22 protein-coding genes are annotated in these 22,179 nt (G+C 57.3%); 3 read left to right on the forward strand and 19 right to left on the reverse strand.

Features of this window, described 5'->3' with window-relative positions:
• Positions 1-2 precede the first annotated feature (2 nt).
• Positions 3-410: a group III truncated hemoglobin gene (locus tag JXR15_RS17630; protein WP_422054508.1), complete on the reverse strand. Its 408-nt coding sequence runs from the start codon at positions 408-410 to the stop codon at positions 3-5.
• A gap of 303 nt (positions 411-713) precedes the next feature.
• On the opposite strand from JXR15_RS17630, the gene JXR15_RS17635 reads away from it, so the two are divergent.
• The 3 genes from JXR15_RS17635 (at position 714) to JXR15_RS17645 (ending at position 4,656) form a co-directional block, all read left to right on the forward strand.
• Positions 714-911 carry a hypothetical protein gene (locus tag JXR15_RS17635; RefSeq protein ID WP_422054509.1) on the forward strand — a complete coding sequence of 66 codons (198 nt, stop codon included), beginning with the start codon at positions 714-716 and terminating at the stop codon, positions 909-911.
• Between the two features lie 312 nt (positions 912-1,223).
• Positions 1,224-4,130, forward strand: coding sequence for an isoleucine--tRNA ligase (ileS, locus tag JXR15_RS17640; RefSeq protein WP_422054510.1), 2,907 nt, complete (start codon positions 1,224-1,226; stop codon positions 4,128-4,130).
• 73 nt (positions 4,131-4,203) lie between these two features.
• Positions 4,204-4,656: a methylated-DNA--[protein]-cysteine S-methyltransferase gene (locus tag JXR15_RS17645; protein ID WP_422054511.1), complete on the forward strand. Its 453-nt coding sequence runs from the start codon at positions 4,204-4,206 to the stop codon at positions 4,654-4,656.
• Here the strand turns inward: JXR15_RS17645 and JXR15_RS17650 are convergent, their stop codons facing one another.
• The 18 genes from JXR15_RS17650 to JXR15_RS17735 all read right to left on the reverse strand — a co-directional run bounded on the left by JXR15_RS17650 (position 4,657) and on the right by JXR15_RS17735 (position 22,172).
• Positions 4,657-5,352 carry a CDP-alcohol phosphatidyltransferase family protein gene (locus tag JXR15_RS17650; RefSeq protein ID WP_422054512.1) on the reverse strand — a complete coding sequence of 232 codons (696 nt, stop codon included), beginning with the start codon at positions 5,350-5,352 and terminating at the stop codon, positions 4,657-4,659.
• Between the two features lie 121 nt (positions 5,353-5,473).
• A complete protein-coding gene (locus JXR15_RS17655; RefSeq protein WP_422054513.1) occupies positions 5,474-6,286 on the reverse strand; it encodes an NAD(P)-dependent oxidoreductase in 813 nt (270 codons plus the stop codon).
• A 49-nt stretch (positions 6,287-6,335) separates the two neighbouring features.
• Complete coding sequence (locus JXR15_RS17660; RefSeq protein WP_422054514.1) at positions 6,336-7,748, reverse strand: PepSY-associated TM helix domain-containing protein; 1,413 nt, start codon at positions 7,746-7,748, stop codon at positions 6,336-6,338.
• Between the two features lie 73 nt (positions 7,749-7,821).
• Complete coding sequence (locus JXR15_RS17665; protein ID WP_422054515.1) at positions 7,822-8,187, reverse strand: DUF2946 domain-containing protein; 366 nt, start codon at positions 8,185-8,187, stop codon at positions 7,822-7,824.
• 3 nt (positions 8,188-8,190) lie between these two features.
• Positions 8,191-8,844 (reverse strand): ribosome biogenesis GTP-binding protein YihA/YsxC, encoded by a 654-nt coding sequence (yihA, locus tag JXR15_RS17670; protein ID WP_422054516.1) that lies wholly within the window; start codon positions 8,842-8,844, stop codon positions 8,191-8,193.
• Entirely contained in the window at positions 8,844-9,587 is a 744-nt protein-coding gene (locus JXR15_RS17675; RefSeq protein ID WP_422054517.1) for an MOSC domain-containing protein, read from the reverse strand. Before JXR15_RS17675 ends, yihA begins: the two co-directional genes overlap by 1 nt.
• Positions 9,587-11,410 (reverse strand): membrane protein insertase YidC, encoded by a 1,824-nt coding sequence (yidC, locus tag JXR15_RS17680; protein WP_422054518.1) that lies wholly within the window; start codon positions 11,408-11,410, stop codon positions 9,587-9,589. The genes JXR15_RS17675 and yidC overlap by 1 nt, the downstream gene beginning before the upstream one ends.
• Before the next feature lie 144 nt (positions 11,411-11,554).
• On the reverse strand, positions 11,555-13,105 hold the full coding sequence (locus tag JXR15_RS17685) for a putative bifunctional diguanylate cyclase/phosphodiesterase (protein WP_422054519.1): 1,551 nt from the start codon (positions 13,103-13,105) through the stop codon (positions 11,555-11,557).
• 61 nt (positions 13,106-13,166) lie between these two features.
• On the reverse strand, positions 13,167-14,036 hold the full coding sequence (ttcA, locus tag JXR15_RS17690; protein WP_422054520.1) for a tRNA 2-thiocytidine(32) synthetase TtcA: 870 nt from the start codon (positions 14,034-14,036) through the stop codon (positions 13,167-13,169).
• 352 nt (positions 14,037-14,388) lie between these two features.
• On the reverse strand, positions 14,389-14,892 hold the full coding sequence (locus tag JXR15_RS17695; RefSeq protein ID WP_422054521.1) for a hypothetical protein: 504 nt from the start codon (positions 14,890-14,892) through the stop codon (positions 14,389-14,391).
• A gap of 63 nt (positions 14,893-14,955) precedes the next feature.
• Positions 14,956-15,228 carry a membrane protein insertion efficiency factor YidD gene (yidD, locus tag JXR15_RS17700; RefSeq protein ID WP_422054522.1) on the reverse strand — a complete coding sequence of 91 codons (273 nt, stop codon included), beginning with the start codon at positions 15,226-15,228 and terminating at the stop codon, positions 14,956-14,958.
• Positions 15,229-15,287: 59 nt separating this feature from the next.
• Positions 15,288-16,595, reverse strand: a complete 1,308-nt coding sequence (locus JXR15_RS17705) for an ATPase (RefSeq protein WP_422054523.1) — start codon at positions 16,593-16,595, stop codon at positions 15,288-15,290.
• Between the two features lie 116 nt (positions 16,596-16,711).
• Positions 16,712-17,245: an A24 family peptidase gene (locus JXR15_RS17710; RefSeq protein ID WP_422054524.1), complete on the reverse strand. Its 534-nt coding sequence runs from the start codon at positions 17,243-17,245 to the stop codon at positions 16,712-16,714.
• Positions 17,246-17,254: 9 nt separating this feature from the next.
• A complete protein-coding gene (locus JXR15_RS17715; protein WP_299425201.1) occupies positions 17,255-18,103 on the reverse strand; it encodes a tetratricopeptide repeat protein in 849 nt (282 codons plus the stop codon).
• A gap of 31 nt (positions 18,104-18,134) precedes the next feature.
• On the reverse strand, positions 18,135-18,698 hold the full coding sequence (locus JXR15_RS17720; RefSeq protein ID WP_422054525.1) for a tetratricopeptide repeat protein: 564 nt from the start codon (positions 18,696-18,698) through the stop codon (positions 18,135-18,137).
• A 27-nt stretch (positions 18,699-18,725) separates the two neighbouring features.
• Positions 18,726-19,700, reverse strand: a complete 975-nt coding sequence (locus tag JXR15_RS17725) for a type II secretion system F family protein (RefSeq protein WP_422054526.1) — start codon at positions 19,698-19,700, stop codon at positions 18,726-18,728.
• A gap of 12 nt (positions 19,701-19,712) precedes the next feature.
• Positions 19,713-20,681, reverse strand: coding sequence for a type II secretion system F family protein (locus JXR15_RS17730; protein WP_299425196.1), 969 nt, complete (start codon positions 20,679-20,681; stop codon positions 19,713-19,715).
• A gap of 6 nt (positions 20,682-20,687) precedes the next feature.
• Positions 20,688-22,172, reverse strand: coding sequence for a CpaF family protein (locus JXR15_RS17735; protein WP_422054527.1), 1,485 nt, complete (start codon positions 22,170-22,172; stop codon positions 20,688-20,690).
• Between the last annotated feature and the right edge of the window lie 7 nt (positions 22,173-22,179).

Raw genomic sequence — 22,179 nt, forward strand, 5'->3', positions numbered from 1 at the left:
GATTAGCGCAGGATCGGCACGCCGCCGGGGCCTTTCATCTTTTCAACCACACCGGCGCGCAGGCTGCGGCCAATGCGATGGGCCAGCGCGGACCAGGCCGCGGCCTGATCCTCACGCAGCTCTTCGCGTAGGGTGAGGTCAAACAGCGCCAGCCAGCTCTCAAACATGCCAGGGCGCACATTGCCCGCGTCGCGATGCACCTTGAGGGGATTCGCATCATAGGAGCGCTCATGCAGAATCGCATTGGCCCAGAAGTCGACAATTTTCGCTTCATGTTTTGGCCAGTCGTCGACATGCACCGCAAAAACGGGCCCCAATCCAGGGTGTTGACGCACAAGGGCGTAGAATGCAGCCACAACGCGAGTGATGTCGTCGCGGGTCACATCAAATTTGGGAGGCAAGGTGGCCATGGGCAAAGCTCCTTTTTTTCTTAGGTAAAATTCGGTCAGCGGAGTTGCAACTGCCACGCGGTCGCAGGTGAGTGTTTCTGTCAGTTTTTGCAGAAGTAAAATGCTCGGATTTGAAGGCTGAGTAATTCAGTCAAGTAGCTGAAATTAAACAAAAAAATACTTGAAAAGTGAAGTGGAGATTCTTAAGTATTAGGCATCAACAAGATACCGGGACACAAGGTTTCCGGAAGCCGCAAGATCAGCGACGCAGCCAGCCAGACGCCAGCCACGCAGCCAGATCCTTTATCCAAAATGGAGAGAGCCATGACTGACAAAGCTTGCAACGTATGCGCGTTTTTTGACAATGAAGCTGTGAAAGAAACCGCTGCAAATGAAACCGGCGGACTGTGCCGTTTCAATGCGCCAACCTTCCTCACCGAAGAGGAAAAGGCAGGCGCGGCCCATTGGCCACTTGTGAAAACCACAGACTGGTGCGGCAGCTTTGAAGGTCAAGCCGCGTAATTGGTTTGAGCGCGCCAGGTCCAGCCACGCAGCCAGCAGAATTGCCAGCACCGTCGCCAGGTCCAGCCAGCCATGTTAAGACATCAAGAGGGTGCGCGGTGCGTGCCCTCCTTTGCGTTGCCGGCTGAGGCGACTATGGCTTTACCCCACAGGTCCAGCGGCCTATAAGGCGGCCATGACGCAGATATTCGCAATTATTATTCGAATTATCAGCCCGGCGCTCTAAGTGATCGAGCCGCCGGGACAAGGCGTATGGAAGACCGCGCCGCCCCTTGACCATTCCAGATACGACGCCTGAAAAGGACCGGACACATGTGTGCCGATACACCCGAATACAAAGATACGCTGAACCTTCCGAAAACCGATTTCCCGATGCGCGCGGGGCTGCCCAAGCGTGAGCCTGCGTGGCTGGAGCGTTGGGAGAAGATGGGCGTCTATGACCGTCTGCGCGAGAAAGAGGGCCGCGAGCCGTTTATCCTGCATGACGGCCCGCCCTATGCCAACGGCCACCTGCACATCGGCCACGCGCTGAACAAAACCATCAAAGACATGATCGTGCGCTCCCATCAGATGATGGGCCGCGATGCACGTTATGTGCCGGGCTGGGATTGCCACGGGCTTCCGATCGAGTGGAAGATTGAAGAGCAGTACCGCAAAAAAGGCAAAGACAAAGACGCAGTCGATGTTGTCGAGTTCCGTCAGGAATGCCGCAAGTTTGCCGAGGGCTGGATCGATATCCAGCGTGAGGAATTTAAACGTCTGGGCATCACCGGTAACTGGCCGGATCCCTACATCACTATGGACTATCACGCCGAGGCTGTGATTGCCGATGAGTTCATGAAGTTCCTGATGAACGGCACGCTGTATCAGGGCTCCAAGCCTGTGATGTGGTCGCCGGTTGAGAAAACCGCGCTGGCTGAGGCTGAGGTCGAATACCACGACAAAGAGAGCTTCACGATCTGGGTGAAGTTCAAGGTCGCCAACGAAGACAGTGACCTGAAAAATGCGCAAGTTGTCATCTGGACCACCACGCCTTGGACGATCCCATCCAACAAGGCGGTCGTGTTTGGTCAAGACATTGCCTATGGCCTGTATGAAGTGACCGACACGCCGGAAGAAAGCTGGGCCAATGTTGGCGATCGCTTCTTGCTGGCTGACAACTTGGCCGGTGACGTGATGACCCGCGCCCGTCTGGATGATGGCATGTGGACCCGCGTGCGCGACGTGCCTGCGGATGAACTGTCTGGTTTGAGCCTGCAACACCCGCTGCATGGCGCAGAAGGTTCCAACGGTGAATGGGATCAGCCTCGCGACTTCCGCGCGGCGCCGTTTGTGACCGACACCGAAGGCACCGGCTTTGTGCACTGTGCGCCGTCCCACGGTATGGAGGAATTTGAGCTGTACCGTGACCTCGGCATGCTGGAGCAGATGATCACCTACAACGTCATGGACGATGGTGGCTTCCGTGCCGACCTGCCGTTCTTTGGTGGCACCTACATCCTGAACCGCAAGGGCAAGGAAGGCGACGCCAACAAGAAGATCATCGAAAAACTGGTTGAGGTTGGTGGTCTGCTGGCGCGTGGCAAGATCAAGCACAGCTATCCGCACAGCTGGCGCTCCAAAGCGCCAATCATCTATCGCAACACACCGCAGTGGTTTGCCTCCGTGGATCGCAAGCTGGATGACGGTATGGGCGAGATGGGTGAAAGCATTCGCGAACGTGCGCTGCGCTCCATCGATGAGCTGGTGAAATGGACCCCGCAAAAGGGCCGCAACCGTCTGTTCTCGATGATCGAGGACCGCCCGGATTGGGTGCTGTCTCGCCAGCGCGCCTGGGGCGTGCCGCTGACGTGTTTTGTCAAAAAGGGCCTGCTGCCAACCGACGAAGGCTTCCTGCTGCGGGATCCAGAGGTGAACGCGCGGGTGAAGGCGGCGTTTGAGGAAGAAGGCGCGGATTGCTGGTACTTGGACGGCGCAAAAGAGCGCTTCCTTGGTGACAAGTACAACGCGGATGAGTGGGAGCAGGTGTTTGACGTGCTCGACGTGTGGTTTGACTCCGGCTCGACCCACGCCTTTGTGCTGCGCGACCGTGAGGATGGCGTGGCCGACGGCATTGCCGACGTCTACATGGAAGGCACCGACCAGCACCGTGGCTGGTTCCACAGCTCGCTGCTGCAGGCCTGTGGCACTAAGGGCCGCGCGCCATACCGAAATGTGGTGACCCATGGTTTCACACTGGATGCCAAAGGCAACAAGATGTCCAAGTCTTTGGGCAACACCATTGTGCCTGAGAAAGTTGTGCAGCAGTACGGTGCGGATATCCTGCGCCTGTGGGTGGCTCAAACCGACTACACCGCGGATCAGCGCATTGGTCCGGAGATCCTGAAAGGTGTGGCGGACAGCTATCGCCGTCTGCGTAATACCATGCGCTTTATGCTGGGCTCCTTGTCTGAGTTCACCGAGGCGGATCGTGTAGATGTGGCGGACATGCCGGAGCTGGAGCGTTGGGTGCTGCACCGTTTGGCGGAGCTCGATCACCAGGTGCGCAAAGGCTATGCGGAGTTCAACTTCCAGGGCGTTGTCTCCGCGGTGTTCAACTTTGCCACTGTGGAGCTGTCTGCGTTCTACTTCGATGTGCGCAAAGACGCGCTTTATTGTGATGGTGACACGCTGAACCGTCGTGCCACGCGCACCGTTCTCGACATCCTGTTCCACCGCCTGACCACTTGGCTGGCACCGGTGATGGTGTTCACAATGGAAGAGGTCTGGCTGGAGCGCTTCCCGGGGGATGACAGCTCTGTGCACCTGATTGATTTCCCAGAGACGCCTGCGGATTGGCTCAACGAGCCATTGGCGGCAAAATGGGCCGGTGTGCGCGACGTGCGCCGCGTGGTGACCGCCGCGTTGGAAATCCAGCGGACCGACAAGGTGATTGGCGCGTCGCTGGAAGCGGCACCTGTGGTGCATGTGCGCGATGCGGATGTGGTTGCGGCGCTGAAATCGGTGAACTTTGCCGATATCTGCATCACCTCTACAATCGAAGTGAGCAACGACCCGATGCCCGCCGAAGCCTTCCGCTTGCCGGAAATCGAAGGCGTGGGTGTGGTGTTTGAAATGGCGGACGGTGAGAAATGCCAGCGCTGCTGGAAAATCCTGCCAGATGTTGGCCAGCACAGCCACGCCGGTGTGTGTGGCCGTTGTGACGACGCATTGAGCTAAATTGCGCTCCAAATGATGCGCATTTTGAGGCGTCCCGCTTGCGGGGCGCCTTTTGCTTGGGCAGTGTGGCGTCATGTTACAGCTGACCGTAGACACGCCGACCGGCCCGATGACCCTTACCGAGAAAAACGGCGCGATTGTGCGCGCTGAATGGGAGAGTGGCGGGGCGGATGACACGCCGTTGTTGCGCGCGGCGGCGGCGCAATTGGTTGCGTATTTTGAGGATCCCGCGCAGGGATTTGATCTGCCACTGAAGGTGGAGGCGTCAGAATTTCAGCAGCGGGTGTGTGAGGCTATGTTGGCGATCCCATTAGGTGAGACACGTACCTATGGCGAACTGTCCAAAGACCTCGGTGTGCCAGCGCAGGCGATTGGCCAAGGCTGCGGCGGTAATCCGATCCCGGTGATCATTCCTTGCCACCGAGTGCTTGGCGCAAATGGGCTGGGTGGATTTTCCGGATTAGGCGGTGTGGAAACCAAGGTGTGGCTGCTCAAACATGAGCGGGCCGGGGGCTTGCTGATCTAATCAGAGTGTCTCGCGGTAGATGAGCTGTTGCGCGGCCCCGGCAACGGTCAGGTAGATCGAGGTTGCAACCAAACCCCAATGGGCCCAGCTTTCCGGATGGAAATCGACCCAGGCAGCCCAGCCGGCAAAAAAGGTCCATGCCAGCGCCAATGGGAAGGTCACCAAACGCCAGCGTTCGGTGCGGGTGGGGTGCACAAACTTGATTGGCAGGAACATCGCCACCGCCAGCACTGTCACAAGGGCCAGGCTGACCCAGAAATTTGGCTCCACCGCAAAGATCACAATCACCAGCATGTTCCAGCATCCGGGGAAGCCGGAGAAGGAATTGTCTTTGGTTTTCATGCGCGTATCCGCGAAGTAGAGCGCGGAGGCAAAGGTGATGATGATGATCGCAAACCAGCCGGTCCAGCCATCCATCAGCCCGGATTTGAACAGCGCATAAGCCGGGATGAAGACGTAGGTTAGGTAGTCGATGATCAGATCAAGCAACACACCGTCAAACTCCGGCGCGTTTTTCTTCACGTGGTAGTGACGCGCCAGAGGCCCGTCGATGCCATCCACAAAGAAAGCGACAACCAGCCATAGGAACATCAGGCTCCACTTGCCCTCCACAGCGGCCAGCATGGCCAGCATGGCAAAGACAGCACCGGTGGCGGTGAGGAGATGGACGGCGAGGGCGCGGGCTCGAATACTCATAGGGGTGTCTTGCCGGAATTGACGCGTGAGTGCAACGGGTGTGCGCCTTTGCGGCGAAAGGAACCTCGCAGGGACGGGAGCCTCCGGCGGGGATATTGGCGGTCAAATGAAGCGATGGGTGTCAGGGCCGCGGTTTGAGCGCAAAAATTGCTTGTCGCACGGTTTCTGGCAGAGAGGTGTCCGCGCTTTCTGGCGCAGCGTCGAGCGCGGAGGCCACGTCTTTGGTCAGAATACCAATGGTGTTGTCCTCTTTCCAACCGTCGCGGGAAAACTCAATGGTGTTGAAGCCGGAGGCAAGCCAGTTTTGGCCTGACGAGGTGTGGATCAGGTTCAGCAGTGCGGTTTCGTCGATGCCCGCTTGGTCCGCCCAGTCGAGCACAAGGCGGGTCATTGCTGTGTTGGAGGCGGCGAGCAGGTTGTTGAGAACCTTGGCCTGCATACCCGCGCCAAAGGCGCCCATGGGGTGGAAATGCGCGCCCATGGCGTCAAACAGCGGCTGATGTTGGCGCAAAGCCTCAGTGTCGCCGCCCAGCATGAAGGACAGGCGGGTTTCTTTCGCCGCAATCGCGGCACCGGACATGGGCGCGTCGATCAGGGTGATGTGGCTTGGCACGCGATTACGCAGAGCACGGACGTATTTTGGTGACAGCGTGGAGGAGATGATCACGGATTGCAGATTGGGGGCGGTGTTGATCAGGTTTTGTGCCCCAAACAGCACGTCATCGGTTTGGGCAATGTCACGCACAACGGTGATCAAGACTTTGAGGTCCTTTCGGAAGTCATCCAGAGAGCGCATGAACGGCGCGAAGGCGCCGAAGTCTGAGGCTGGTCGGACATCGTAGCCAAAGGCGTCAAACTCTGATTTGCGAAGTGCCGCCAGCATGGGGCCTCCCATGCGGCCACATCCTGCGACGCCTATTCCTGTGAGCGGCATGCAAAGTCCTCAAAATGCCCCGCCCACCGGTGCGGGCAGGGCAGGTAGGTTATGACAAGGCGCGTTTCAGCGCGGGAATGTTGCTCACGATTAGCACGTCAAAGGCCAGCACGGCCAGCAGGGTCACACCAACCAAGGGGAAGGCCACAGAGACCAGTGCCGCAATAAGCAGAGCCCCTTTGAAAAGCGGCATTTCCTTCGGCGCGGGTGGCGCTGCCAGACGCAGGGTCTTGGACGGACGACGTTTGAGCCACATGACCACACCGGAGACACAGACAAAGATCACCATCAGGCAGAACGCGGTGTTCAGGAGCAGGTTCCACAATCCCATAAGGCCCATGTGCAGCGGGATGCCCACCGCCATGGATTTGCCGGCAACCGAGTAGTCGGCAAAGCGCACTTCAGCGAGGATCTTGCCGGTGTATTGGTCGACGTGAATAGTGGCATCAACGGTTGGGGTGGCGCTGTCGCCGCTCATGCTGTCTTGGTTGATGGTCCAGACGCCGGTTTCGTCACGCGGATAAGCCACGCGGAAGCGGCCGTCGAGGCCCAAGTCCCGGCCCAAGGCCACAAGACTGTTGATGTCGACCGGTGCGCCATCGGCTGTGCCAGTAACGCCTACATCAGAGCCAGAAGCTGGCATTGGGGTCTGTTCTAGGGCCCACGGCACATCGTTTTGGTTGCCATGGTTCATGCTGGCGTGGGTGCTATCCGACAGGGGCACGTCGCTCCACTTTTCTGCAGGGAAGGTGGACCAGGCCTGCACATATTTGCCACCCCAGATGCCCGCCCAGGCCAGGCCGGAGATCAGGAACACCACCAATAGGGCAGAGATCCAGAAACTGGTGACAGCGTGCAGGCTTTTCCACAAGGCGCGACCCCGCGCTTGGAGGTTGGGAATGAACACTGAGGTGTCGCCGCCACGCGGCCACCACAGGTAGAGGCCGGTCAGAACCAGTACGAGGCCAAGACCTGCAGCGATTTCAATCAGCCGGTCGCCGGTGTCGCCAAGTAACAGAGAGCCGTGGATGTTGTCAGCCAGATCATACCAGCCGGTGCGACGATCCCAATTGCCCAGCACAGCGCCGGTGTAGGGATCGACGGCGACCATTTGGTGGGTGTCGCCGGTGTTGATGCGGAACACGGTGGCAAGCGCATCGGATTTGGGACCGATGTACTCGACCACGCTGCCGGGCACCGCGGACGTGGCGGCGGCGGCTTGATCGGTGACAGGCAGGGCGGTGCCCTGCGGAGTGACTGCGATCTTTTCACCATCGCGGCCGTCAAACTGGGTGATGAACATCATCATCATACCGGTCACAGCGAGCATGATCATGAAAGGCACCACATAAAGCGCGGCGTAGAAATGCCAGCGCCAGGCGGCGAAGTAGAGTTTTTGAGAAAGAGACGTTGCGCTGGATTGCTCTGCGCGCACGTCGGCAAATTGGCTGTCCTTGGCCATGAGGGAACATCTCCTGAAGGGCCGCGCTTGGATCCCCAAGGCGGCTTATGTTTGTTTAATTGTGTTGGAAAACTCAGGAGAGAGTCGGGGGACCACGGGCATCATAGCGACGGTGGAAACCGGCACTGTTGTGGGTGAAGTCCTGATGCTGCCAACGCGCTGTTAGGGACGCAGGAAGCACCATCGGGAAAGGTCCGTTCAGAACCTGAACGGCTTCTGCAATGACGGAGAAAGCACAGGGGCTGCGCTCGTCTCCGGTCTGTTGGTGATACGGCACCGGCGCCCCGGTGTCGTCCACAAGCATTTCGACAAATTCGTCCCCGGTACAGATGACAAGCACCATATGACCATCAGACAAGGTCTTTGGCATCCACCCCATGGGAATGGATGCTGATAGCAGCACGGCCACCAACAAAACCAAAGACGTCACAAAACGCATGGATTATTCGAGACCTGCAATGATGGAGCGCAGCGTGGCAATGCCGTCGCCCTTTTCAGAGCTGGTCAGCACAATCTCCGGGAAGGCCGCCGGATGCTTGGAGAGTTTTTCACGCACCTGTTTGAACACTTTCGCGCGGTCTTTCTCTTTGACCTTATCAGCTTTGGTCATCACGACCTGAAACGTGAGCGCGGAGCTGTCCATCAGGGACATAATCTCTTCGTCGACATCTTTGATGCCGTGGCGGGTATCAATCAGAACAAAGGCGCGGCGTAGGTTGGCGCGGCCGGAGAGATATTGCTTCAGCAGGCGCTGCCATTTCTCCACCACCGCCAGCGGTGCATTGGCGTAGCCATAGCCGGGCAAGTCGACGAGATAGTGGCTCTCAGTCAGAGTGAAGAAGTTGATTTCCTGAGTACGGCCCGGCGTGTTGGACGCGCGCGCCAGACGGCTGCGGTTGGTCAGCGCGTTGATCAACGTGGATTTGCCCACATTGGACCGCCCCGCAAAACAGACCTCAATTCGGTCCCCTGCAGGCAGGCCATCCATGGCGACCACACCTTTGAGGAAGTCGGAGTTGGAGCCGTCAAACAGCTTGCGGCCACGCTCATACGCGATGGGTTCTGGATCTTCGACAAAGGGGAAGGGAAGCTGCATCAGAGCACCTCTGCTGTGTTGCCGACGGCAATGTCGCCGGATTTGGTCACCACACCGTAGACGCCAAAGTCCTGATGGCCAAAGGCTTCGTTCAAAACGCCCAACGTGTCCGCGTCCCGTACGCCCGTGTCGGTGTTGGCGGTGGTCGCCTTACAGCGCGTGATGCGCTCACGCACTTCGATTTCTGCATCACCAATGCGCAGCGTTTTGCCAATCCAGTCAAACTCTTCCCAGGGCGCAAAGCCATCAAGCCAGATGTTACCGCGCCAGCGCTCGGTGGCGAGTTTACGCCCTAGGCGGCCTTCGATCGCACGGTGGCTGGCGGTGGTGTGGATGGCGATCGATGGGAAGGGGCTGTCGGTCATGCCAAATTCACCAGCGGGTACCAGTTTGGCACTGGCCGCGCGGTCTTTGGGCATGATTGGACGCACCCAATCAATCAGCTTATCGCCTTGGGTTTCCGGATCAAAGGTCAGCTCCCAGAGATCCGGGTGCTGCAAGGTAATCTTACCTGTGGCCTCGTCGACTTTGGCGGTGATCGCCTGCAACGACGGCGCCCCAGCCGCGCGGGAGAAATTCACGCAACGCGCCCATTCGCCACCTTCGGTTTTGGCGCGCTCATGCGCCACGGCGTAGCGACGATCCCATGGGAAGGTTTGCCCCTCCACTAAAGAGACATGACCCACGGACTCGCGTCCGTGGGCCTTGATCGGGTGTCGCCAGAGTGCGGAGACGGTTCCCATTATTTGGCGTCCTCCTCAGGCTTCGACTTCTTGAAGCTTGATTTGATGTTGCCAAACACATCCGGTTTATATCCGTGCTGCCGCATGATGCCGTACTGCTGGATGAAAGTGATCACGTTGTTGGTGATCCAGTAGATCACCAGGCCGGAGGCAAAGCTTCCAAGCATGAACATGAAGACCCATGGCATCCAGGCAAAGATCATCTTTTGCGTTGGATCGGTTGGGGCCGGGTTCAGCTTCTGCTGCATCCACATGGAGATACCCAGCAGGATTGGCAGGATGCCCAAGGAGAAGATCTCAAAGAAGCCCAGCTCCGGCACGCCGTAAGGCAGGATGCCAAACAGGTTGAAGATCGAGCTCGGATCCGGTGCGGAGAGGTCGGTGATCCAGCCAAACCATGGCGCGTGACGCAGTTCTTTGGTTACAAAGATCACTTTGTAGAGCGAGAAGAAGATCGGGATCTGGATCAGGATCGGCAAACAACCCGCTGCCGGATTGACCTTTTCCTTCTTGTACAGCTCCATCATCGCCTGCTGCATCTTCTGACGGTCATCGCCCGCTTGCTCTTTGAGCTTCTCCATCTGCGGCTGAAGCTCTTTCATCTTCGCCATGGAGGCATAAGATTTATAGGCCAGCGGGAAGACGATGATCTTCAGAACAACGGTCAGCGCGATGATTGCCCAGCCCATGTTGCCAATAAAGCCATAGAGCCACATCAGGAGCCACATGATTGGCTTCGTGAGGAAGGAGAACCAGCCCCAGTCGATGGACTCCAGCAGGCCTTCAACACCTTCTTCGTTCTGGTAGTTGCGGATTTTGCCCCAGTCTTTGGAGCCCGCAAACAGACGCGAATTGGCGGTTGCGGATTCCCCTTCGGCCACCTGCATGGTCTGCATCACAGCTTCGGTTTGGTAGATGTCACGCGAGGCGTCGTATTTCGCAACGGATTTGAAAGGCTTGCCTTGCTCAGGGATCAGGGTCGCCATCCAGTAGTGATCGGTGAACCCGATCCAACCGTTGGCTTCGACCTGTGTTACCTCGGCAGGTGCACCTTCGCGCTGATCGAATGTGTAGTCGGTCATGCCGTCATAGTCGGTTTCGGTCAGCTCGCCGTCGGCCATGGAGATCAGACCTTCGTGCAGGATGAAGAAGTTTTTCAGATCCTCGGGTTCACCATAGCGCGCGAGAATACCGTAGGGCGCCAGCGACACGGTGCCCGCGCCGGTGTTTTCCACGGTTTGCTCAACCGAGAACATGTAATCTTTGTCTACCGAAATGGTACGGCGGAAGATGAGACCTGCGCCATTGTCCCATTTCAGGGTGATCGGAGCCTCAACGGTGAGGGTTTCGCCGGTCTCTACACTCCAAAGCGTGTTGGAACCTGGCACTTGATCCAACGACAGACCTGCGCCCGGCGCCCAGCCATAGAGTGCGTAATAGGCATTTGGCTCCCCATTGGGGGACAGGAAAGTCACGATCGGAGAATCTTCGTCCTGTGTTTCGCGGTAGTCGTTGAGCTTCAGATCGTCCAGACGGCCGCCCAACAGAGAAACAGAGCCGGACAGGCGTGCCGTGTCGATCTCCACACGGGGGGCGTTGGCCACTTCGGTCGCTTCCACCGAGGTTGCTGCGCCGGAATTTGCGGAATCTGTGGTCGCCGTGACCGGTGCAGTGGACGGCGTGACCGCGTCGGTGCTTTCGACAGCTGTCAGTGCGTTGGGATCCTGAGTGGCCTCAGGAGGGGGAAACAATACGAACCAAATCAGGATGACGCCAAAGCTGAGCGCCGTCGCGAGGATGAGGTTCTTGTTCTGATCGTCCATTGCCACAAGCCATCTGTCGTTGAAAGGTTGGGGAGGTTCAACAGAGGTGGCGACCAAAGGTCAAGGGGATTCGGCCCAATTGGCACGAAACGCGGCGGTTCATTGCGTGTGGGGGGGAACAAGGAGGCAATGGCAATGCCGTGCTTAATGTGGCTTGTTGCCTATCTGAAGCGCCGGGCCGATTTTTTCCTGATGCTCGGTCATCCATTTGATGGTCTCGTAAAATGGCATCGGGCGGGCAATGCCATAACCTTGCACATGAGAGCAGCCAAGCTGTGCCAGCATTGCGTGTTCTGCTGGATTTTCAACACCTTCAGCCAATGTCTCCAGCCCAAGCCGCTCTGCCATGGTGACGATGGCGGCAATCATGCGCTGCTGATCTGGGTCTTTGTCGATGTTGGTCACAAAAGAGCGGTCAATCTTGATGCGTTTCACGGGAAGGCGGCGGATCGAGGAAATCGAGGCGTGACCGGTGCCAAAATCGTCGAGATCGACGGTACAGCCCAAGGCGCTGATCGCTTCCACGTTGCGCACAACCATGTCATCCGGTGTCCCGGCGACAACACTTTCCAGCACCTCGATGCCGAGGCGTTTGGCGTCCAGCTCGGTGCGGTCCAATTCCCATTGAATGCGTTCCACCAAGGTGGGGCTGCGCAGCTCCTCACCGGCAAAGTTCACACCAACCATGGGCACCGTGAAGCCAGCATCGTCCCAAGCGCGCACCGCATCAAGCGATTGGCGCAGCATCAGGTCGGCCAATTGGCCCATTTGTCCGGTTTGGTGCAGCACATCAAGGAACTGAATCGGCGCGAGAATGCCGCGTTCCGGATGTTCCCAGCGGGCCAAGGCCTCGAAACCCGTGACAAGGCCGGTGTCCGTGGAGACTTGGGGTTGGAACCAAGCGCGAATTTGATCGCGCTGCAAGGTGCGGGCGGCTTCGCTTTGGGTTTTGCGGCGCGAAATCACTTTGCGGCCCATGTCAGTCGAATAGGCGCGGATGTTACTGTCACCCGTCAGCTGTGCTTCGCACATCGCCATATCAGCCGCCTGGATCATGGCGGTCGCAGACGGGCGGTTCAGACGAGACGACAGGCAGAAACCAATCGAGCAGCTAACGTAAATCGACGCCATTTGCAGGGGCACAGGCTCTTCGATGGCGGTTTGGAAGCGGGTTGCCATTTGAATGCCGCTCTCGACGTCAAAATAGGCAATGGGTTCAAGCGCGACCGTGAACGATGCGTCGCCGGAGCGTGACACCAGGTCACCAGAGCGCAATGCGTTTTTCAGGCGCTCAGCCACATAGCGCAGCACCTCTTCGGCGGCTTGATCGCCGTGGTTTTCGCGCAGGCGGGCAAAGTTGTCGATTTTGATCGAGAAACAGGCGGTGGTGCGGCCATCTTCCTCAAGGGTTTCCATCTTTTCCTGCATCTGCCGCTCAAACCCGGCGGGGGTCAAAAGACCCGTCAGCCCGTCCACTTCGCTTTTCTTACGGCGTTTGGCGGCGGCCATTGGAGAGAACATCAACAGGGGCAGTGGAAGCAAGAAGGCGCAGACCAAAAGGCCCACCTCACCAAATCCCAACCATGCGGCCAAGGTCACCAGCGGAAACAACAGAGGCACAACCCGACGCACAGAGGATTCCCGGGTCCAAAAAGCCCGAAATGAAGTCAGGAATGTGTCCAGTCGCGACTGCATATGAGGTGTCCTATGACGCATAAATCTCAGAGTAGTGTCAGCGATTCTCTTAAGTGTTCAGTTAACGTAGCTTAGGGATCGTATCCGAATTTTGTTCAAATTTTACTGATTCTCGAATTAATCCGGCAAAATCGAACAATTTTGGATCCATCATGTGGCTTGGACGGATGTTGGTCAGGGCCTTAAACATCACCTGACGGCGCCCTGGGCTGTTGGCTTCCCATTGATCCAAAATCTGCTTAACCTGTTGACGTTGCAGGCCATCTTGCGAACCGCAGAGGTCACACGGGATGATCGGGTAGTTCATCGCCTTGGAGAATTTCTCACAATCTTCCTCGGCCACATGCGCTAACGGGCGGTAGACAAAAAGATCGCCTTCTTCGTTAACAAGTTTGGGCGGCATGGTTGCCAGGCGGCCGCCATGAAACAGGTTCATAAAGAAAGTTTCGAGGATGTCATCGCGGTGGTGACCAAGCACAACGGCGCTACATCCTTCTTCGCGGGCGATGCGATACAGGTTGCCACGGCGCAGACGGGAACAAAGGGCACAGAAGGTCCGTCCTTCCGGAACCTTGTCTTTCACAATCGAATAGGTGTCCTGATATTCGATGCGGTGTTCTACCTGCATCTTCTCCAGAAACGCCGGCAGGACGGTGGCCGGAAAGTTGGGTTGCCCCTGATCCAAGTTGCAGGCCAATAGCTCAACCGGCAGCAGGCCGCGCCATTTTAACTCATGCAGCACCGCAAGCAGGGTATAGGAATCCTTACCACCGGAGAGGCACACCAGCCACTTCGCGCCGCGCTCGATCATGCCGTATTGTTCGATCGCCTCGCGGGTTTGGCGTACGATTCGTTTGCGCAACTTCTTGAAATTGGCCGAAGAAGGAGCGTCGTGGAACAGCGGGTGGATATCATTGAGGTCGTCTAACATGCCGTGCCTTATGCGAGGTGCCCAGTCGGGGTCAATCTATCCCCAAGGATATCCACAGGTTGGGCGCGAACCACAAGCGCCCCTAAGGAAAACCAGACCCCGTGTGATTTCGGGCACAGGGCGGTTGCATAGGTAGTGGATCGATCTGTGTGGGGAGGAACATGCGTCAAACCCTAAGTTTTATGAGGGTTTGCGGCATGTGTCGGACGGTTGGGAGGTCACCGGCTGCGCGTGGATCACGGAACTGTGAACGTTAAGCGCTGTGGTGGGTTTAGAAACACTGTGTTTCCCGGCGTTCACAGTGCGCATCCGGGCGCATGATGAGGGCGCCCGGACCGGGTTAAGCAAGGTCTTACTGAAGTTGCTCTTCGTTGCATTTTTTGGCCAGGTCGAGCGCCTTGGCGGTGCCAGCCAGATCAACGATGAAGGAGTATTCCTTTTCAGGGAATACGGTCATGGTGGGGGCGCGGCGGATGGCGTCATACACCTCTGGATCATCGGTCAGCACGTAACCACCGCTGTAGCCTTTGGTGATGTTGCCGCGCATACCGGTGGCTTCACCGACATAGAGGTTTTCGCCAATCAGCAGCGCCACATCCTGTTTCACATCAGTGCGTATGTTGGTGTCTGCCTTGGTGAAGATGCCAATGTAGCCAATGGCGCGGTCTTTGGTCAGGCCCATTTGGATCACGTTGTCCAAGCCATCTTTGGTCTCCACCAAACACGTGCCCTTTTCGGTGTCGATATGAACGTTCCAGCCGTCTACCGCGCCGTAGCCGACAAATTTATCAGCCATCGCTGCGGTGCTGCCAAGGGTCAATGCAGCCGTTGTGGCCAGGATGTGAGAAAGGCGCATGGAAAATCTCCTGAAAAGACAATTGAATGCGCGCAGGCTAACACTCTCATGGGTGGTGTCCAGTCAGCTTTCGCGATTTGGCGTCGGACCAGATGCGTCATTCTTGTCGCCACAGCAAGGCGGCACAGGATCATAGCCACTGCTGCCAAACGGGTGGCACCGGCCAAGACGGCGCAGGGTCAGCCAGCTGCCTTTGATGGCGCCATGTTTTTCCAGCGCTTCCAGCGCATAGGCGGAACACGTGGGCTGATAGCGACAGTTGAACCCAACCCACGGGCTGAACACCAAACGGTAAAACCGGACGGGCAGGGCGGCGATATGGGCAAGTGGTGACATGGGGACTATGTAGGTGAAACAGTGTGCATAAAAAAGGCCGCGTTATGCGGCCTTTTGGATCACTTCACGATGTGCTCGTCTTTCACAAACATGTTGGCCCAGGCACGATCGATCAGATCAGGCCGCATTTGATAGGGGATGCCTTCAAATTCGCAGATCGAGATGATCTGATCGATCAGGAACACTGGCTGATAGTTGGCGTAGGTGTTGTCGATGGTTGGGTATTTGGTTTTCAGCAGGTGAATGAGCGATGTCTCGTCCAGCGGCAGGCCTTTTTTCTTCGCGACAAGGGCAAAGATCTTCAGGAAATTCTCCTGGCTTGGGCCATCAATTTTGATCTTGTAGAAGATCCGGCGCAGCGCCGCTTGGTCAAAGATCTCATTTGGGTGGAAGTTGGTCGAGAAAATCACCAGCGTGTCAAATGGCACTTCGAATTTCTCACCGGATTGCAGGGCGAGAATATCCTTGCTCTCTTCCAAGGGAACAATCCAACGGTTGACGAGTGCCTGTGGCGGTTCTTCCTGACGACCCAAGTCGTCCACGATAAAGATGCCGCCAGTGGATTTGAGTTGCAGCGGGGCTTGGTAGGTGCGTGCAGTGGGGTTATAGACCAGATCGAGCATGTTGAGTGACAGTTCACCCCCGGTGATCACTGTGGGGCGGTCACATTTCACATAGCGGCTGTCAAACCGAGCCGTGCGGCGCAGGCTGTTTTCATCTTGGGTGTCGCCTTCGGCGGCGGAGTGCACAATCGGGTCATAAACAGTGATCACTTGACCGGCGTATTCGATGGCGTGGGGCACATAGACCTTGTCGCCCATCGCGTCGCGGATGCCGTTAGAAATCGAGGATTTACCATTGCCGGGTGGTCCGTACATCAGGATTGAACGGCCTGCACCCACGGCGGGGCCAAGTTGATCCAACAGATCCGGTGGAAGGATCAGATGGCCCATCGCCCCAGTCAGTTGATCACGCGAGATTTGAATGTTGCGGATCGACTGACGTTTGACCTGCTCGCGGTACACATCCAGAGGCACAGGCATGGCACCAAAGTATTCAGACTGCGCCAAGGCATCCAACGCGCGGTTCTTGCCGGCATCGGTCAGTTGATAGCCCATCTCGTCGCCGGAGTTGGCGTTGAGCGTGCCGGTCGCCTCCAGCAGGCGCTGTTCGCGGGCCATGTCGACAAGCCCTTGTGTCACAGCGCGGGGCAGACAGATGGCCTTGGAAATATCGCCCACCATGTCCACGTTTTTGCGGAACATGGTTTTTAGGAGGATGTCCCGCATCATCACCAAGGGAAGTTTCATATCCTCCATCCGCTTGGGGGGCGGCGGGGCCATCACGTTGGTGGTCTGCATGTTCATCGACGCAACACTCCTGATTGAGGGCCGCAGGGCCCTCGGTCTGTTTCCATCCCATAAACAATCAAAAGGTGGCGTTTTTTGGGCCGCAGTAGGCCGGCATCGTGGAGGATGTGTTTTTATTGGCCGTGCAGCACGCCCAAGATCAGGTAGGTGCAAAGCGCCACACCAATGCCGGTGCCCATGGGCAAGGTCATCTGGTCGCCCTTTCCAACATTCACTCCGCTCTCAGAGGCCTTGAGCTTCCAGGCGGCCCAGTCCGGCGCCAATTTGCGCAACGGGGTGAGGCGTACAATCAGTGTGGCCAAAGTGGCAACAATGATCGCGACAAAAGTAATCATCAGCATGTAGCTGGCATCGCCTTTGTCGACGTAAAGGGCTGCCACAGCGGCCATTTTTACGTCTCCGGCGCCGACTTGACGGGCCATCCACATCACGAGAAGCACGACAAAGACCACGCCGTAGTTGGCAAAACGCCAGGCAAATTCCATGATTGGCAATGTGGCAAGCCCCACCACCACAAAGATCGCAAACAAGGCCCAGACGGTCAGGTTGCTGATGCGTTTGTGTTTCATGTCCACCCAGAAGATGAACACGCAAAGTGGCAGCGCCGGGACCAAAGCCCAAAGCGCAAAAGTGCTGGAGACCTGCATCACGAAATCTTAGCCGTTTTCAAGCGCATCCAGGGCGCGCACGGCAGCCTCAAAGTGTTGTGGATGGGTTTCCACCGCTTCCCGTAGCAGCACTTTGCCAGTTTCGGTGTCACCCTGTTTGATGGCAGACAGCGCCAGCGTGTGCAGCAGCTGCGCGCGCTCGGTTTGTACCATCGGGATTACAGGCAGCGTGTACTGACGCTGGGCGCCACGGGCCAGAACCATGTTGTTCTTGGCAGTGAACAAGGTGTTGTCCTGACGCACAGCCTCGCCAAACAAACGCTCGGCTTCGGTGTAGTCACCACGGGTCAGCTTGGAATAGCCCCAGTTGTTCATCACTCCAGCAGGACGCGTTGTCAGGCCAACCGCAATCTCATAGAAGCTGTCTGCCCGGTTCCACTCTTTGTTGCTGTCCGCTATCATGGCCTCAAGGCGGTAGCGCTTAAAGGTCTCATGGGTGGGAGGGATGCTGTCCAGCGTCTTTTCGGCGTCGTCCCAAAGACCGGCGCGGATTTGTGCATCTGCCAGATCAACACGGTCGTTTGCGGTGCTGGCTTTGTTTTTGGTCACTTGTTTCCAGGCTGGGACGGCTTCGGTGAAGCGTTTGGCACGCACATAAGACACCGCAAGACCACGTTGGATATCAATGCGATCCGGGTTGTCCTTCAGCGTGCGTTTGAAATAGGCGATGCCTTCATTGGGATCGGCCACTGTCAACATCACGTCAGACAGGTTGGCTTCATCCACGGCATTCACGTCCTGAATGGCGCGCTCGACGTTTTCACCGTCTTTTTCAGCGCAGGCTGTCAACGCGACAAGCCCGGCCACACAAATTGTCCCCAAAACAGGATGGCGCATGTTTGCGTCCTTTGCTGCTCTTGCTCTCAATTTATGGCGTCTGACGGATCACGTAGTCGCTGCTACCCCGCCGCACCAATTTATATTCTTGTTCTTTTTCGTCACCATAGACCGGTTGATTCGAATTTGCGAGTGCTATGCGCAAATTATCCCGGATTGCGTCACTTTCGCCATTGTCCAGCGCATAAGCCCGGCGCAGGATCTGTTCCGCCTCGGCATATTTGCCCCGTTCCATGAGCGTAATGCCCAGGTTGTTCCAGGTTTCCGGATGGGTGTCGTCTGCCTCCAGGGCCTGCCGCAAGAGGTCTTCGGCTTGGCCCAAACGGCCCATGACCAAATTGGCCGTACCGACAGCGGCCAGAACATCCGGTGTCAGACCCTGTTCCAAACCTGCGCGCACAAAAGAGTCCATCGCCAGATCGTATTCGCCCGCATCCATCAAGCGCCAGCCCACGACCAGCCCGTCCACGGCTTCGCCCTTGGGATCGACCGTGGGCGCATAGGGGCTGTCACTGGATGCGCCAAAGCCGCCCGTGTTACAGGCGGCTACAGCAAGAGTCAGTGTCATCAGGGCGATGGCCCGGAAGTGTTTCATTTGGGACGCTTTTTTGCTCGTTTTGCCTCACTGGCCGAGCTGCGTGATCCCAATCACAGACGGGCTGACCAGGATGATCAACAGCGGCGGCACAGTGAGCCCCATAGTGGCCAATGTCATCTTTGTTGGCAACTTGTTTGCCGCTTCCTCGGCGCGCATCACCCGTTTGTCACGCATCTCTCCGGCATAGACCCGCAACGCTTCGGCAATCGAGGTACCAAAGGTGGCCGATTGGATCAGCACCGTCACAAAGGAGGACACGTCCTGCACACCGCAGCGCTCGCCCATATCTGCCAAAACCTGAGATTTTTCCTTACCGGCCTTCATTTCGTGGGCCACAATTTCGAACTCTTGCGCCAGCGCTGGGTAGGAGGCGCGCAGTTCACCGGCCACACGCACAATGGATTGATCCAACGACTGACCCGCTTCGACGCAGACCAGCATCATGTCTAGGCTGTCGGGGAAACCGGCTGTGATCTCTTCTTTGCGTTCTGCGACGCGGCGGGTGACCCAGTATTTGGGCAGGAAATATCCAGCGCCACCAGGGCCCAGGGTCCAGAACAAAATGTCCGTGGGGGTGGACTGATCGGTCTGCTTCACGAGGATAAAATAGGCTACGCCAAGAGCCAATCCGCCAATGCCCAACACCATCTGTGCCAAGTGGAAGGCCCGAACCGCGTCACGAGAAGGGTATCCAGCCTGCATCAGTTTCAGGCGCACCGAGCTCAGCTCTTCTTCGCTTTGCGGCTCCAGAAAGGCTTTGTATTTATCCAGCTTGGCGTTTGAGGCCTTGCGGCGCAGGCGCTCTTCTTTTGTGGTCCGCGCAGATGTTTTTGCGCTCTTGGCCTTGTTCAGTTTGGCAATGGGATCGTCTTGGCGCGCCATGACGCCGGCGGCCACGAGAAGGCCAAAGAACAAGGCCAGGACCAAGACTGCGATCATCGGACCACGGGGTCCAAGCATGTCGGTCAACATCATGTTCAGGGCTTCCAAAATGGTCATAGCGGGATCTCCTTAAACTTTGATGTTGGTCAGAATTTTCATGACGATGAGGTTCATGCCCAAGAACACGCCAACGGCGATACAGCCCGGGATGTAGAGCCAGTGGTCCTTCACTTCGTCATAGTAATTGGGATCCATGACGTTGATTGCGATCAGCGCAAGCAGCGGGAAGGCGGACAGGAACTTGCCGGACCACTTGGCTTCTGCCGTAATGGCTTTCACACGGCGAAACAGGCGGAACCGGGCGCGGATCACTTTGGACAGGCCGGCGAGAATTTCGGCCAGGTTACCACCGGATTGCTGCTGAATGGTCACCGCCACCGACAAGAAACGCATATCCTGCATGTCCAGGCGCTCGGCCATATCTTTCAGAGCTTCGCCAAGGTCGCGGCCGTAAGCTGCCTCATCAGAGATCACCCCAAACTCAGTGGCCAGCGGATCTTCGATTTCTTTGGACACAATCTGAAGCGCGGCAGAGAAAGGGTGCCCAACCCGCAGCGACCGCACCATCAATTCGATGGCGTCCGGCAGCTGCTCTTCTATCATCGAAATGCGTTTGCCAGCCTTCATCGAGACCCAGGTGTAGACGCCACCCACTCCCATCATCACGGAGATGGCGGCGCGCGTGATCACACCGGTTTGGGTGCCAACGGTGAGGCCCATAAAGGCAAACACGGTCACCGCGCCCATCATCATGATGAGTTGGATTGGCGTAAACGCAATGGCCGCTTTCTGCGCCTTCTCGGCGAGCATGGAGTACAGCGGGATGCCTTTGTTCTCGCTGTGTTGTTTCATCTCCTTGCGGAGTTGCTCCAGCACCTCTTCGCGTTTGGTGCCCTTGTCCAGCATCTCCAGACGTCGGTTCACGCGGCTGTTGAGGCTGATGGATTTGCCAAACACGGTCAGGTAGACACCTTCGACCAATATAAAGACGCCGACAAAAATTAGGGCATAGACAATGAGTTCGGGTGAAAATGGCATGTCTGATTACCCCGCAGACGGTTCATAAATTTCAGGCGGCAAGTCGTAGCCCCAGAGGCGGAAGCGTTCGGAGTAGTGTGAGCGCACGCCGGTGGCGGTGAAATGGCCGATAATTTTGTTTTCCGGTGTCAGGCCGGTGCGTTGAAAGCGGAAGATTTCCTGCATGGAAATCACGTCGCCTTCCATGCCAGTGATCTCGGTGATCGATGTCATACGGCGTGACCCGTCCTGCAAGCGCGAGGCCTGCACAATCAGGTTCACAGCCGAAGAAATCTGTGAGCGCACCGCTTTCAAAGGCATTTCAATACCGGCCATGGCGATCATGTTTTCCAATCGGGAAATACCGTCGCGGGCGTTGTTGGCGTGAATGGTGGTCATCGATCCATCGTGGCCGGTGTTCATCGCCTGCAGCATGTCGATCACTTCTTCGCCACGCGTCTCACCCACAATGATGCGGTCGGGACGCATCCGCAGCGCGTTTTTCAAACAGTCGCGCGGGGATACTTCGCCTTTGCCTTCGACGTTTGGCGGGCGGCTTTCCATCCGGCCTACGTGGGTCTGTTGCAGTTGAAGTTCCGCCGTATCCTCGATGGTCAGGATGCGTTCGGCGTTGTCGATGAATGAACTCAACGCGTTCAATGTTGTGGTTTTACCGGAGCCGGTACCACCGGACACAATCACATTCAAGCGGGTGGACACTGCGGCCTGAAGGTAGGCGGCCATTTCTTCGGAAAACGCGCCAAACTTCACCAGGTCATCAATGCCCAGCTTGTCTTTCTTAAACTTACGAATGGAGACCAGCGACCCGTCCACCGCGATGGGTGACACCATCGCATTGAAGCGGGAGCCATCTGCCAAACGGGCATCCACATAGGGGTTGGATTCATCCACGCGACGGCCCACAGCGGACACAATTTTGTCGATGATGCGCAGCAGGTGACGCTCGTCTTTGAAGACGATGTCAGTGAGTTCCAGCTTACCGGCACGTTCGACAAAGATCTGCTTCGGGCCGTTGACCAGAATATCGTTGACGGTCTCGTCTTGCAGAAGCGTTTCCAACGGACCAAGGCCGGTGACCTCGTCATAGAGCTCCTGAAACACCGTGGTGCGCTCTTCACGATTGAGAACAATCGCTTTTTCCTGCAACACTTCGGTAGCAATGGCGGTGATTTCTGCCCGCAACTCTCGCTCGGACGCCTTGTCCAACGCGGCTAGGTTCAAGTTGTCCAGCAGTTCCCGGTGCAGCTCCAGTTTGATCTCACCCAACCGTTCTTTGCGGCGGCGTTCTTTGTCCCCCGGAGCCACCACGCCTGCGGCTTTTTCAACGATGGGCCGGCGCATGACTTTCTTGTCAGCGGCCACCGCATCAGGCGCGGCGGCGGGTGCCGACGGTTTTGGCGCAGGGGCTGCCTTCTTTTGTTCGGTTTTGGCAACCTTCCGGGCCACCGCCGCGTCTGGTTTTGCATCGGACTTTTTGTAGCGGGAAAACATTACCTGT

Source organism: Shimia sp., from assembly GCF_049116215.1.
GTDB lineage: Bacteria > Pseudomonadota > Alphaproteobacteria > Rhodobacterales > Rhodobacteraceae > Shimia.

What these genes read in the sequence shown, in the direction of transcription:
- JXR15_RS17715 (WP_299425201.1), bottom strand. Translation starts at nt 18,103, where the DNA reads ATGCGCCATCCTGTTTTGGGGACAATTTGTGTGGCCGGGCTTGTCGCG.
- JXR15_RS17735 (WP_422054527.1), bottom strand. Translation starts at nt 22,172, where the DNA reads ATGTTTTCCCGCTACAAAAAGTCCGATGCAAAACCAGACGCGGCGGTG.
- JXR15_RS17720 (WP_422054525.1), bottom strand. Translation starts at nt 18,698, where the DNA reads ATGAAACACTTCCGGGCCATCGCCCTGATGACACTGACTCTTGCTGTA.
- JXR15_RS17695 (WP_422054521.1), bottom strand. Translation starts at nt 14,892, where the DNA reads ATGCGCCTTTCTCACATCCTGGCCACAACGGCTGCATTGACCCTTGGC.
- JXR15_RS17705 (WP_422054523.1), bottom strand. Translation starts at nt 16,595, where the DNA reads ATGAACATGCAGACCACCAACGTGATGGCCCCGCCGCCCCCCAAGCGG.
- JXR15_RS17635 (WP_422054509.1), top strand. Translation starts at nt 714, where the DNA reads ATGACTGACAAAGCTTGCAACGTATGCGCGTTTTTTGACAATGAAGCT.
- JXR15_RS17660 (WP_422054514.1), bottom strand. Translation starts at nt 7,748, where the DNA reads ATGGCCAAGGACAGCCAATTTGCCGACGTGCGCGCAGAGCAATCCAGC.
- ileS (WP_422054510.1), top strand. Translation starts at nt 1,224, where the DNA reads ATGTGTGCCGATACACCCGAATACAAAGATACGCTGAACCTTCCGAAA.
- JXR15_RS17730 (WP_299425196.1), bottom strand. Translation starts at nt 20,681, where the DNA reads ATGCCATTTTCACCCGAACTCATTGTCTATGCCCTAATTTTTGTCGGC.
- ttcA (WP_422054520.1), bottom strand. Translation starts at nt 14,036, where the DNA reads ATGTTAGACGACCTCAATGATATCCACCCGCTGTTCCACGACGCTCCT.
- yidD (WP_422054522.1), bottom strand. Translation starts at nt 15,228, where the DNA reads ATGTCACCACTTGCCCATATCGCCGCCCTGCCCGTCCGGTTTTACCGT.
- JXR15_RS17710 (WP_422054524.1), bottom strand. Translation starts at nt 17,245, where the DNA reads ATGCAGGTCTCCAGCACTTTTGCGCTTTGGGCTTTGGTCCCGGCGCTG.
- JXR15_RS17655 (WP_422054513.1), bottom strand. Translation starts at nt 6,286, where the DNA reads ATGCCGCTCACAGGAATAGGCGTCGCAGGATGTGGCCGCATGGGAGGC.
- JXR15_RS17650 (WP_422054512.1), bottom strand. Translation starts at nt 5,352, where the DNA reads ATGAGTATTCGAGCCCGCGCCCTCGCCGTCCATCTCCTCACCGCCACC.
- JXR15_RS17665 (WP_422054515.1), bottom strand. Translation starts at nt 8,187, where the DNA reads ATGCGTTTTGTGACGTCTTTGGTTTTGTTGGTGGCCGTGCTGCTATCA.
- yihA (WP_422054516.1), bottom strand. Translation starts at nt 8,844, where the DNA reads ATGCAGCTTCCCTTCCCCTTTGTCGAAGATCCAGAACCCATCGCGTAT.
- JXR15_RS17645 (WP_422054511.1), top strand. Translation starts at nt 4,204, where the DNA reads ATGTTACAGCTGACCGTAGACACGCCGACCGGCCCGATGACCCTTACC.
- JXR15_RS17725 (WP_422054526.1), bottom strand. Translation starts at nt 19,700, where the DNA reads ATGACCATTTTGGAAGCCCTGAACATGATGTTGACCGACATGCTTGGA.
- JXR15_RS17630 (WP_422054508.1), bottom strand. Translation starts at nt 410, where the DNA reads ATGGCCACCTTGCCTCCCAAATTTGATGTGACCCGCGACGACATCACT.
- JXR15_RS17685 (WP_422054519.1), bottom strand. Translation starts at nt 13,105, where the DNA reads ATGCAGTCGCGACTGGACACATTCCTGACTTCATTTCGGGCTTTTTGG.
- JXR15_RS17675 (WP_422054517.1), bottom strand. Translation starts at nt 9,587, where the DNA reads ATGGGAACCGTCTCCGCACTCTGGCGACACCCGATCAAGGCCCACGGA.
- yidC (WP_422054518.1), bottom strand. Translation starts at nt 11,410, where the DNA reads ATGGACGATCAGAACAAGAACCTCATCCTCGCGACGGCGCTCAGCTTT.